The sequence below is a fragment of the Escherichia sp. E4385 genome, assembly GCF_963883145.1.
In the GTDB taxonomy this organism is placed as follows: domain Bacteria; phylum Pseudomonadota; class Gammaproteobacteria; order Enterobacterales; family Enterobacteriaceae; genus Escherichia.
In genome coordinates this window covers 23,735-35,825 of record NZ_CAWOOJ010000002.1, presented here as the reverse complement: position 1 = coordinate 35,825, position 12,091 = coordinate 23,735, and the positions used below count along the sequence as shown (strand labels likewise).

Annotated in this window: 10 protein-coding genes; 8 read left to right on the top strand and 2 right to left on the bottom strand. The window is 50.8% G+C overall.

From position 1 onward, the window contains the following. Positions 1-25: 25 nt before the first annotated feature. Together glnD and map are read right to left on the bottom strand one after the other, a co-directional pair. On the bottom strand, positions 26-2,698 hold the full coding sequence (glnD, locus tag AACS80_RS02685) for a bifunctional uridylyltransferase/uridylyl-removing protein GlnD (RefSeq protein WP_130260759.1): 2,673 nt from the start codon (positions 2,696-2,698) through the stop codon (positions 26-28). Between the two features lie 179 nt (positions 2,699-2,877). Next, the gene (gene map, locus AACS80_RS02680; RefSeq protein WP_001018190.1) at positions 2,878-3,672 is read right to left on the bottom strand and encodes a type I methionyl aminopeptidase; all 795 of its coding nucleotides are present in this window, start codon (positions 3,670-3,672) and stop codon (positions 2,878-2,880) included. A gap of 367 nt (positions 3,673-4,039) precedes the next feature. On the opposite strand from map, the gene rpsB reads away from it, so the two are divergent. The 8 genes from rpsB to rseP all read left to right on the top strand — a co-directional run bounded on the left by rpsB (position 4,040) and on the right by rseP (position 12,066). Further along, positions 4,040-4,765 (top strand): 30S ribosomal protein S2, encoded by a 726-nt coding sequence (gene rpsB / locus AACS80_RS02675; protein WP_000246884.1) that lies wholly within the window; start codon positions 4,040-4,042, stop codon positions 4,763-4,765. Between the two features lie 258 nt (positions 4,766-5,023). After that, positions 5,024-5,875 carry a translation elongation factor Ts gene (tsf, locus tag AACS80_RS02670; protein ID WP_000818112.1) on the top strand — a complete coding sequence of 284 codons (852 nt, stop codon included), beginning with the start codon at positions 5,024-5,026 and terminating at the stop codon, positions 5,873-5,875. 146 nt (positions 5,876-6,021) lie between these two features. Continuing rightward, positions 6,022-6,747, top strand: a complete 726-nt coding sequence (gene pyrH, locus AACS80_RS02665) for a UMP kinase (protein ID WP_000224573.1) — start codon at positions 6,022-6,024, stop codon at positions 6,745-6,747. A 291-nt stretch (positions 6,748-7,038) separates the two neighbouring features. Continuing rightward, on the top strand, positions 7,039-7,596 hold the full coding sequence (gene frr, locus AACS80_RS02660) for a ribosome recycling factor (protein ID WP_000622419.1): 558 nt from the start codon (positions 7,039-7,041) through the stop codon (positions 7,594-7,596). A gap of 92 nt (positions 7,597-7,688) precedes the next feature. Further along, complete coding sequence (ispC, locus tag AACS80_RS02655) at positions 7,689-8,885, top strand: 1-deoxy-D-xylulose-5-phosphate reductoisomerase (RefSeq protein WP_130205022.1); 1,197 nt, start codon at positions 7,689-7,691, stop codon at positions 8,883-8,885. A gap of 188 nt (positions 8,886-9,073) precedes the next feature. Next, entirely contained in the window at positions 9,074-9,832 is a 759-nt protein-coding gene (gene ispU / locus AACS80_RS02650; protein WP_112014149.1) for a (2E,6E)-farnesyl-diphosphate-specific ditrans,polycis-undecaprenyl-diphosphate synthase, read from the top strand. Positions 9,833-9,844: 12 nt separating this feature from the next. Next, positions 9,845-10,702, top strand: a complete 858-nt coding sequence (cdsA, locus tag AACS80_RS02645; protein WP_130205024.1) for a phosphatidate cytidylyltransferase — start codon at positions 9,845-9,847, stop codon at positions 10,700-10,702. An 11-nt stretch (positions 10,703-10,713) separates the two neighbouring features. After that, complete coding sequence (rseP, locus tag AACS80_RS02640; RefSeq protein WP_130217326.1) at positions 10,714-12,066, top strand: sigma E protease regulator RseP; 1,353 nt, start codon at positions 10,714-10,716, stop codon at positions 12,064-12,066. The last annotated feature ends 25 nt before the right edge of the window (positions 12,067-12,091 follow it).

Below are 12,091 nucleotides of genomic sequence, written 5' to 3'. Positions count from 1 at the left end.
AACTCTTTTCATATCAGTAAACACATCACCCTTTATCGTTTGGATTGAGGGCCTCTGTCAACCGCTGATGCACTTCCTGCTGCAACTCGTTATTAAGTGCGCGCCGATCAGCGGTAGCGATTATGAATAAATCTTCTACTCGCTCGCCAATGGTTGTAATTCGAGCGCCATGAAGCGAAATTCCCAGATCGGCAAAAATTTTTCCAACTCGGGCCAGTAGTCCAGGTTGGTCGAGAGCGATCAGTTCGAGGAATGATTTTCGATCGGTATGGGTAGGCAAAAACGTCACTTCGGTTTCAACTGTAAAGTGACGTAGTTTGGCCGGTTGACGACGCGGCTGTGGTGGCTGCCAGCTACTTTGCGTCAGTGCCTGCTCAAGTCCAAAACGAATGACTTCATGGCGATCTGCGGACAGCGGGCTGCCATCCGGTTCCAGTACGATGAAGGTATCCATTGCCATACCGTCGCGAGTGGTGAAAATTTGTGCGTCGTGAACGCTTAAATTGCGGCGGTCTAATTCGGCACAGACGGCAGCAAACAGATAGGGGCGGTCCGGACTCCAGATAAATATCTCCGTTCCGCCGCGTGTGGCTTGCGGACTAAGCAATACCAGCGGCTTGCTTAAATCATGCTGCAATAAATGGCGCGCATGCCAGGCCAGTTGATTTGGGCTATGGCGGACAAAATAGTTGGCGCGACAACGTGACCAAATCTGGTGTAACGCCTCTTCGTCGATATTGTCCATGCGCAGCAGCGCCAGCGCCTGAAGCTGGTGATGGCGAACCCGTTCGCGCATATCCGGCGTGTTTTGCATCCCGCGTCGTAGCTGTTTTTCGGTGGCGAAATAGAGTTCGCGCAGCAGGCTTTGCTTCCAGCTATTCCATAGTGTTTCGTTGGTGGCGCAAATATCGGCCACTGTCAGGCATACCAGATAGCGCAGCCGGGTTTCCGTTTGCACTTCTTCGGCAAATTGCTTGATGACTTCCGGGTCCTGAATATCGCGGCGTTGGGCGGTGACCGACATCAGCAAGTGCTGGCGAACCAGCCAGGCTACCAGTTGCGTTTCGCGCGAGTTCAGCCCGTGGAGCTCGGCAAAATGCACTACGTCTTGTGCGCCGAGTATAGAGTGGTCGCCGCCGCGCCCTTTGGCGATATCGTGAAACAGTGCGGCGATAAAGATAAGCTCAGGTGACGGCAATCGCGGCCAGACATCCACACACAACGGATGGCGCTGGCGCGTTTCTTCACTGGCAAAACTCTCCAGTTTCAACATCACGCGAATAGTATGTTCATCCACCGTGTAGGCGTGGAACAGGTCAAACTGCATCTGCCCGACGATATGCGACCATTGCGGCATATAGGCACCGAGCACGCTATGGCGATGCATCGGTAACAGTCCACGACGCACCGAACCAGGGTGACGCAGAATGCTCAAAAATAGCTTTCGCGCTTGCGGAATATTGCACAGCGGTTGTTGCAGATGGCGACGGGCATGACGTAACTGGCGCAGTGTGGTGGAGTAAATGCCGGTGATCGCACTGTTGCGCACCATCGTATAGAACATGCGTAATATCGCTTCTGGTTGGCGCATAAACAGCGTTTCATCGCGCAGATCGATAAGCGTGCCGCGTAGCTGAAATTCATCGTCTATTGGACGTGGTTTTTCGTCGGCGGGAAGGGCGAGGATAGCCTCGTCGAACAGTTGCAATAGCATATGGTTAAGTTCGCTAACGCGGCGCGTAACGCGAAAATAATCCTTCATCATCTGTTCGACTGGCTCGTTACCTTCACCACCATAATTCAGACGCTGGGCAACGCTAAGCTGGCGATCAAATAACAGGCGATTATCGTAACGATTGACCACCAAATGCAGGGCGAAGCGAATTCGCCAGAGAATATGCAAACACTCATTTAGCTCTGCACGTTCCGCAGACGTTAAGAAACCAAATCCGACCATTTCATCGAGTGATGTTGCGCCAAAATGGCGGCGGGCCACCCATTGCAGAGTGTGGATATCGCGCAAGCCGCCAGGGCTGCTTTTGATGTCTGGTTCAAGATTGTAGCTGGTGCCGTGGTAACGCTGGTGGCGCTGGTTTTGTTCTTCAACTTTCGCCGCGTAAAACTTATCGGACGGCCAGAATCCTTCGCTGAAAATATGCTTTTGCAGTTCGAGAAATAGCGCTACATCGCCAATTAACAAGCGGGATTCGATCAGGTTGGTTGCGACGGTTAAATCTGATAATCCTTCCAGTAAGCACTCTTCAAGCGTGCGCACGCTATGACCGACTTCCAGCTTCACATCCCAGAGCAGCGTTAACAGCTCGCCCACTTTTTGTGCCTGATCGTCCGGAAGTTTTTTACGGCTTAAGATCAGTAAATCGACGTCTGAAAGCGGATGCAGCTCGCCGCGACCATAACCACCGACGGCAACCAGCGCCAGATCGGCGATCTGGCTGAATCCTGCTTCAATCCATAACCGTTGCAGGAGCTGGTCGATAAATTCAGTGCGGGCTTCAATCAATTGTTCAGCGGAGATCCCACTATCAAAGGCATCACCCAGCCAACGCTGGAAGATATCGATATGGGCTTTTATCCCACAGACAGTTAATTCATCACGGGGCCAGGCGCATGGATTTTGCGGTTGACCGGGCAGGGTGGGGAGAGCGGTATTTGCGTACTGTTCTGGAAGGGTATTCATCGTGCGCCACCCATAAGATTACATTATCACATTAAAAAAGCCGGCATTCGCCGGCTTCAGATTGTTGACAAAGTGCGCTTTGTTCATGCCGGATGCGGCGTGAACGCCTTATCCGGCCTACAACTCCTTGCAAATGGAGAAGGTCGGACGCATCAGGCATTTTTGCGTTTGTCTTCCTCTTATTCGTCGTGCGAGATTATCGCCGGGATGGTGTCATCCTTGCGTAACGTCAGAATTTCGCAGCCGTTATCAGTCACCACAATAGTATGCTCGTATTGTGCAGACAAGCTGCGATCTTTGGTTTTTACTGTCCAGCCATCTTTCATGGTGCGGATCTCTTTTTTACCCGCGTTGACCATTGGCTCGATAGTGAATGTCATCCCTGGTTTCAGCACGACGTTGGTTTCAGGGGAGTCATAGTGCAGCACCTGCGGTTCTTCATGGAAGCCGCGACCAATACCGTGCCCGCAATATTCACGAACGACAGAGAAGCCTTCTGCTTCGACAAATTTCTGAATCGCTGCACCGATTTCGCGCAGATTGATGCCTGGTTTCACCATACGCAGCGCCAGGTACAGGCTCTCTTGTGTGATGCGGCACAGGCGTTCGCCCATGATGGTTGGCTTACCGACGATAAACATTTTCGAGGTATCGCCGTGGAAACCATCCTTAATAACGGTGACATCGATGTTAACGATGTCGCCATCTTTCAGCAGCTTGGCATCGTCCGGAATACCGTGGCACACCACTTCATTAATAGAGATGCAAACAGATTTCGGATAACCATGATAGCCGAGGCAGGCAGAAACCGCGTGTTGTTCATTAACAATGTAATCATTACAGATGCGATCCAACTCGCCGGTGCTGACGCCCGGTTTAACATAGGGTTCGATCATCTCCAGCACTTCGGCAGCCAGGCGGCCAGCGACGCGCATTTTTTCAATATCTTCAGGGGTCTTGATTGAGATAGCCATTAATTCTGTCCATCAGCGTCGGTGATACCGACAATATATATGTAAGTGCTGTCAATGGTATCACACCCGGGCAAATTGAGAATCATTCTGAATTTCGCCAAACGTGCCACTGAACGTTTTCTATAATAGAAAATTCATCGTCTGGTGCTGTACACAGCGCCAACAATTATTGGTGTCCGCAACGTATTTGTGGTATAAAGCGCGCCGGACTTCCGATCCATTTCGTATACACAGACTGGACGGAAGCGACAATCTCACTTTGTGTAACAACACACACGTATCGGCACATATTCCGGGGTGCCCTTTGGGGTCGGTAATATGGGATACGTGGAGGCATAACCCCAACTTTTATATAGAGGTTTTAATCATGGCAACTGTTTCCATGCGCGACATGCTCAAGGCTGGTGTTCACTTCGGTCACCAGACCCGTTACTGGAACCCGAAAATGAAGCCGTTCATCTTCGGTGCGCGTAACAAAGTTCACATCATCAACCTTGAGAAAACTGTACCGATGTTCAACGAAGCTCTGGCTGAACTGAACAAGATTGCTTCTCGCAAAGGTAAAATCCTTTTCGTTGGTACTAAACGCGCTGCAAGCGAAGCGGTGAAAGACGCTGCTCTGAGCTGCGACCAGTTCTTCGTGAACCATCGCTGGCTGGGCGGTATGCTGACTAACTGGAAAACCGTTCGTCAGTCCATCAAACGTCTGAAAGACCTGGAAACTCAGTCTCAGGACGGTACTTTCGAAAAGCTGACCAAGAAAGAAGCGCTGATGCGCACTCGTGAGCTGGAGAAACTGGAAAACAGCCTGGGCGGTATCAAAGACATGGGCGGTCTGCCGGACGCTCTGTTTGTAATCGATGCTGACCACGAACACATTGCTATCAAAGAAGCAAACAACCTGGGTATTCCGGTATTTGCTATCGTTGATACCAACTCTGATCCGGACGGTGTTGACTTCGTTATCCCGGGTAACGACGACGCAATCCGTGCTGTGACCCTGTACCTGGGCGCTGTTGCTGCAACCGTACGTGAAGGCCGTTCTCAGGATCTGGCTTCCCAGGCGGAAGAAAGCTTCGTAGAAGCTGAGTAATAAGGCTTGATAACTCCCCCAAAATAGTTCGAGTTGCAGAAAGGCGGCAAGCTCGAGAATTCCCGGGAGCTTACATCAGTAAGTGACCGGGATGAGCGAGCGAAGACAACGCATCTGCGGCGCGAAATATGAAGGGGGGAGAGCCCTTATAGACCAGGTAGTACACGTTTGGTTAGGGGGCCTGCATATGGCCCCCTTTTTCACTTTTATATCTGTGCGGTTTAACGCCGGGCAGATCACATCTCCGAGGATTTTAGAATGGCTGAAATTACCGCATCCCTGGTAAAAGAGCTGCGTGAGCGTACTGGCGCAGGCATGATGGATTGCAAAAAAGCACTGACTGAAGCTAACGGCGACATCGAGCTGGCAATCGAAAACATGCGTAAGTCCGGTGCTATTAAAGCAGCGAAAAAAGCAGGCAACGTTGCTGCTGACGGCGTGATCAAAACCAAAATCGACGGCAACTACGGCATCATTCTGGAAGTTAACTGCCAGACTGACTTCGTAGCGAAAGACGCTGGTTTCCAGGCGTTCGCAGACAAAGTTCTGGACGCAGCTGTAGCTGGCAAAATCACTGACGTTGAAGTTCTGAAAGCACAGTTCGAAGAAGAACGTGTTGCGCTGGTAGCGAAAATTGGTGAAAACATCAACATTCGCCGCGTTGCTGCACTGGAAGGCGACGTTCTGGGTTCTTATCAGCACGGTGCGCGTATCGGCGTTCTGGTTGCTGCTAAAGGCGCTGACGAAGAGCTGGTTAAACACATCGCTATGCACGTTGCTGCAAGCAAACCAGAATTCATCAAACCAGAAGACGTATCCGCTGAAGTGGTAGAGAAAGAATACCAGGTACAGCTGGACATCGCGATGCAGTCTGGTAAGCCGAAAGAAATCGCAGAGAAAATGGTTGAAGGCCGCATGAAGAAATTCACCGGCGAAGTTTCTCTGACCGGTCAGCCGTTCGTTATGGAACCGGCAAAAACTGTTGGTCAGCTGCTGAAAGAGCATAACGCTGAAGTGACTGGCTTCATCCGCTTCGAAGTAGGTGAAGGCATCGAGAAAGTTGAGACTGACTTTGCAGCAGAAGTTGCTGCGATGTCCAAGCAGTCTTAATTATCGAAAAGGAGCCGCCTGAGGGCGGCTTCTTTTTGCGCCCATCTTGTAAATTCAGCTAACCCTTATGGGGCTGCGCTGAAAAGCGACGTACAATGTCGCTAGTATTAATTCATTTCAATCGTTGACAGTCTCAGGAAAGAAACATGGCTACCAATGCAAAACCCGTCTATAAACGCATTCTGCTTAAGTTGAGTGGCGAAGCTCTGCAGGGCACGGAAGGCTTCGGTATTGATGCAAGCATACTGGATCGCATGGCTCAGGAAATTAAAGAGCTGGTTGAACTGGGTATTCAGGTTGGTGTGGTGATTGGTGGGGGTAACCTGTTCCGTGGCGCTGGTCTGGCGAAAGCGGGTATGAACCGCGTTGTGGGCGACCACATGGGGATGCTGGCTACCGTAATGAACGGTCTGGCAATGCGTGATGCACTGCACCGCGCCTATGTGAACGCTCGTCTGATGTCCGCTATTCCGTTGAATGGCGTGTGCGACAGTTACAGCTGGGCAGAAGCAATCAGCCTGTTGCGTAACAACCGTGTGGTGATCCTCTCCGCCGGTACGGGTAATCCATTCTTCACCACTGACTCCGCAGCTTGCCTGCGTGGTATCGAAATTGAAGCCGATGTGGTGCTGAAAGCGACCAAAGTTGATGGTGTGTTTACCGCTGATCCAGCGAAAGATCCAACTGCAACTATGTATGAGCAGCTGACTTACAGCGAAGTGCTGGAAAAAGAGCTGAAAGTCATGGACCTGGCGGCCTTTACGCTGGCTCGTGACCACAAATTACCGATTCGTGTTTTCAACATGAACAAACCGGGTGCACTGCGCCGTGTGGTAATGGGTGAAAAAGAAGGAACATTAATCACGGAATAATTCCCGTGATGGATAAATAAGGGTAAGATTCCGCATAAGTATCGCGGGGGCGTAAGTCTGGTTATAAGGCGTTATTGTTGCAGGCAGTCTGGTCACGGCCAGCGCGCAGCAACCGGAGCGTACATAAGTACGTGAGGATGGCGAGCACTGCCCGGGGCCAAAATGGCAAATAAAATAGCCTAATAATCCAGACAATTACCCGTAATATGTTTAATCAGGGCTATACTTAGCACACTTCCACTGTGTGTGACTGTCTGGTCTGACTGAGACAAGTTTTCAAGGATTCGTAACGTGATTAGCGATATCAGAAAAGATGCTGAAGTACGCATGGACAAATGCGTTGAAGCGTTCAAAACCCAAATCAGCAAAATACGCACGGGTCGTGCTTCTCCCAGCCTGCTGGATGGCATTGTCGTGGAATATTACGGCACGCCAACGCCGCTGCGTCAGCTGGCAAGCGTAACGGTAGAAGATTCCCGTACTCTGAAAATCAACGTGTTTGACCGTTCAATGTCTCCGGCCGTTGAAAAAGCGATTATGGCGTCCGATCTCGGCCTGAACCCGAACTCTGCGGGTAGCGACATTCGTGTTCCGCTGCCGCCGCTGACGGAAGAGCGTCGTAAAGATCTGACCAAAATCGTTCGTGGCGAAGCTGAACAGGCGCGTGTTGCAGTACGTAACGTGCGTCGTGATGCGAACGACAAAGTGAAAGCACTGTTGAAAGAAAAAGAGATCAGCGAAGACGACGATCGCCGTTCTCAGGACGATGTACAGAAACTGACTGATGCTGCAATCAAGAAAATTGAAGCGGCGCTGGCAGACAAAGAAGCAGAACTGATGCAGTTCTGATTTCTTGAACGACAAAAAACGCCGCTCAGTAGATCCTTGCGGATCGGCTGGCGGCGTTTTGCTTTTTATTCTGTCTCAACTCTGGATGTTTCATGAAGCAACTCACCATTCTGGGCTCGACCGGCTCGATTGGTTGCAGCACGCTGGACGTGGTGCGCCATAATCCCGAACACTTCCGCGTAGTTGCGCTGGTGGCAGGCAAAAATGTCACTCGCATGGTAGAACAGTGCCTGGAGTTCTCTCCCCGCTATGCCGTTATGGACGATGAAGCGAGTGCGAAACTTCTTAAAACGATGCTACAGCAACAGGGTAGCCGCACCGAAGTCTTAAGCGGGCAACAAGCTGCCTGCGATATGGCGGCGCTTGAAGATGTTGATCAGGTGATGGCGGCGATTGTGGGCGCTGCTGGCCTGTTACCTACCCTTGCCGCGATCCGCGCCGGTAAAACCATCCTGCTGGCAAACAAAGAATCACTGGTCACCTGCGGACGTCTGTTTATGGACGCAGTAAAGCAGAGTAAAGCACAGTTATTACCGGTCGATAGCGAACACAACGCCATTTTTCAGAGTTTACCGCAACCTATTCAGCATAATCTGGGATACGCTGACCTTGAGCAAAATGGCGTGGTGTCCATTTTACTTACCGGGTCTGGGGGCCCTTTCCGTGAGACGCCCTTGCGCGATTTGGCAACAATGACGCCCGATCAAGCATGCCGTCATCCGAACTGGTCGATGGGACGTAAAATTTCTGTCGATTCGGCTACCATGATGAACAAAGGTCTGGAATACATTGAAGCTCGCTGGTTGTTTAACGCCAGCGCCAGCCAGATGGAAGTGCTGATTCACCCGCAGTCAGTGATTCACTCGATGGTGCGTTATCAGGACGGTAGCGTTCTGGCGCAACTGGGCGAACCCGACATGCGTACGCCAATTGCCCACACCATGGCATGGCCGAATCGCGTGAACTCTGGCGTGAAGCCGCTCGATTTTTGCAAACTAAGTGCGTTGACATTTGCCGCACCAGATTATGAGCGTTATCCATGCCTGAAACTGGCGATGAAGGCGTTCGAACAGGGCCAGGCAGCGACGACCGCATTGAATGCTGCAAACGAAATCACTGTTGCAGCCTTTCTTGCGCAACAAATCCGCTTTACGGATATCGCCGCGTTGAATTTATCCGTGCTGGAAAAAATGGATATGCGCGAACCACAAAGTGTGGACGATGTGTTGTCTGTTGATGCCAATGCGCGTGAGGTCGCCAGAAAAGAGGTGATGCGTCTCGCAAGCTGAGGATAATCCGGCTACAGAGAGTCGTGCTATTTGTTAGCGTAGGGCTTCAGTGATATAGTCTGCGCCATCTGATCGTCAGTAGTTGGCTTTGTAAGGTCAGATATGCCGTGGTTTTACACGGCTTTTTTTTGTATAGGCTTCAGTATTCCTGAGTACCGTAAACCCTATCAGGGAATAAAAAACGCGTGATGTTGTCTGCTACTCAACCACTTAGCGAAAAATTGCCAGCACATGGTTGTCGCCATGTTGCGATCATTATGGACGGCAATGGTCGCTGGGCAAAAAAGCAAGGGAAGATTCGTGCCTTTGGGCATAAAGCCGGGGCAAAATCCGTCCGCCGGGCTGTCTCTTTTGCGGCCAACAACGGTATTGAGGCGTTAACGCTGTATGCCTTTAGTAGTGAAAACTGGAACCGACCAGCGCAGGAAGTCAGTGCGTTAATGGAACTGTTTGTGTGGGCGCTTGATAGCGAAGTAAAAAGCCTGCACCGACATAACGTGCGTCTGCGTATTATTGGCGATACCAGTCGCTTTAACTCGCGTTTGCAAGAACGTATTCGTAAATCTGAAGCGTTAACTGCCGGGAATACCGGTCTGACGCTAAATATTGCGGCGAACTACGGTGGACGTTGGGATATTGCCCAGGGAGTCAGGCAACTGGCTGAAAAGGTGCAGCAAGGAAACCTGCAACCGGATCAGATAGATGAAGAGATGCTTAACCAGCATGTCTGTATGCATGAACTGGCCCCTGTAGATTTAGTAATTAGGACTGGGGGGGAGCATCGCATTAGTAACTTTTTGCTTTGGCAAATTGCCTATGCCGAACTTTACTTTACAGATGTTCTTTGGCCCGATTTCGATGAACAAGACTTTGAAGGGGCGTTAAATGCCTTTGCTAATCGTGAGCGTCGTTTCGGCGGCACCGAGCCCGGTGATGAAACAGCCTGATGGGGGTCGCTTTTGCTGAAGTATCGCCTGATATCTGCTTTTGTTTTAATACCCGTAGTCATCGCGGCGCTGTTTTTGTTGCCGCCGGTGGGGTTCGCCATTGTTACGCTGGTAGTTTGTATGCTGGCGGCGTGGGAATGGGGACAGCTTAGCGGTTTTACCACTCGTTCGCAGCGGGTATGGCTGGCGGTGCTGTGCGGGTTATTGCTGGCGCTGATGCTTTTTCTATTGCCGGAATATCATCGGAATATTCATCAACCACTGGTTGAAGTCTCACTTTGGGCTTCGCTTGGTTGGTGGGGTGTTGCGTTATTATTGGTGCTATTTTACCCCGGTTCGGCGGCAATCTGGCGCAACTCTAAAACGTTACGCATTATTTTCGGTGTATTAACCATTGTGCCTTTCTTTTGGGGCATGCTGACGTTACGTGCCTGGCACTATGACGAGAATCATTACAGTGGCGCGATATGGCTGCTCTATGTCATGATCCTGGTCTGGGGAGCTGACTCAGGGGCATATATGTTTGGCAAATTATTTGGCAAACATAAGCTGGCGCCGAAGGTTTCTCCGGGTAAAACCTGGCAAGGTTTTATTGGCGGACTCGCGACCGCAGCAGTAATCTCATGGGGTTATGGTATGTGGGCGAATCTCGACGTCGCACCCGTCACCTTACTCATTTGCTCCATTGTCGCAGCGTTAGCTTCTGTGCTCGGCGACTTAACTGAGAGCATGTTTAAGCGCGAAGCAGGAATTAAGGACAGCGGTCATTTAATTCCAGGACACGGTGGTATTTTAGATCGTATTGATAGCCTGACGGCTGCGGTGCCGGTCTTTGCTTGCCTGTTGTTGCTGGTATTCAGGACGCTTTAACGGAAGGTATTATGCTGAGTTTTCTCTGGGATTTGGCTTCGTTCATCGTTGCACTGGGTGTGCTTATCACCGTGCATGAATTTGGTCATTTCTGGGTTGCCCGGCGCTGTGGTGTTCGCGTTGAGCGTTTCTCGATAGGTTTTGGTAAGGCGCTCTGGCGCCGCACTGACAAACTCGGCACCGAATATGTCATCGCCCTGATCCCCCTGGGCGGTTATGTCAAAATGCTGGATGAACGCGCAGAACCGGTTGTTCCGGAACTTCGCCACCATGCCTTCAACAATAAAACTGTTGGCCAGCGTGCAGCGATAATCGCCGCAGGTCCGGTTGCAAACTTCATTTTTGCTATCTTTGCTTACTGGCTGGTTTTTATCATTGGTGTTCCCGGCGTTCGTCCGGTTGTTGGTGAAATATCAGCCAACTCGATTGCCGCACAAGCACAAATTGTACCTGGCACGGAACTAAAAGCTGTAGATGGTATCGAAACGCCTGATTGGGATGCCGTGCGCTTACAACTGGTTGACAAAATCGGCGACGAAAGCACCACCCTTACGGTGGCACCTTTTGGCAGCGATCAACGACGAGATGTAAAGCTTGATTTGCGAAACTGGGCGTTTGAGCCTGATAAGGAAGATCCGGTATCTTCCTTGGGAATTCGCCCTCGTGGTCCGCAAATTGAACCTGTACTGGAAAATGTGTCACCAAACTCAGCGGCAAGTAAGGCGGGTTTGCAAGCAGGCGACAGGATCGTTAAAGTCGATGGTCAGCCATTAACGCAATGGCTGACGTTTGTGATGCTTGTCCGGGATAACCCGGATAAACCATTAGCGTTAGATATCGAAAGACAGGGGAGTCCCTTGTCTTTGACATTAATCCCGGAGAGCAAACCGGGTAAGGGTAAAGCGATTGGTTTTGCCGGCATTGAGCCGAAAGTCATTCCTTTGCCAGACGAGTATAAAGTTGTACGCCAGTATGGACCGTTCAACGCCATCGTTGAGGCCACGGACAAAACGTGGCAATTGATGAAGCTGACGGTCAGTATGCTGGGAAAATTGATCACCGGTGATGTGAAACTGAACAACCTCAGTGGGCCGATCTCTATCGCCAAGGGGGCTGGGATGACAGCGGAACTCGGGGTTGTTTATTACCTGCCGTTCCTTGCGCTTATTAGCGTGAACTTAGGGATAATTAACCTGTTTCCGTTGCCCGTACTTGACGGGGGGCATCTGCTGTTCCTTGCGATCGAAAAGATCAAGGGCGGACCGGTATCCGAGCGGGTTCAAGACTTTTGTTATCGCATTGGCTCGATTCTGCTGGTGCTGTTAATGGGGCTTGCACTTTTCAATGATTTCTCTCGGTTATGAGAGTTAGTTAGGAAGAACGCATAAT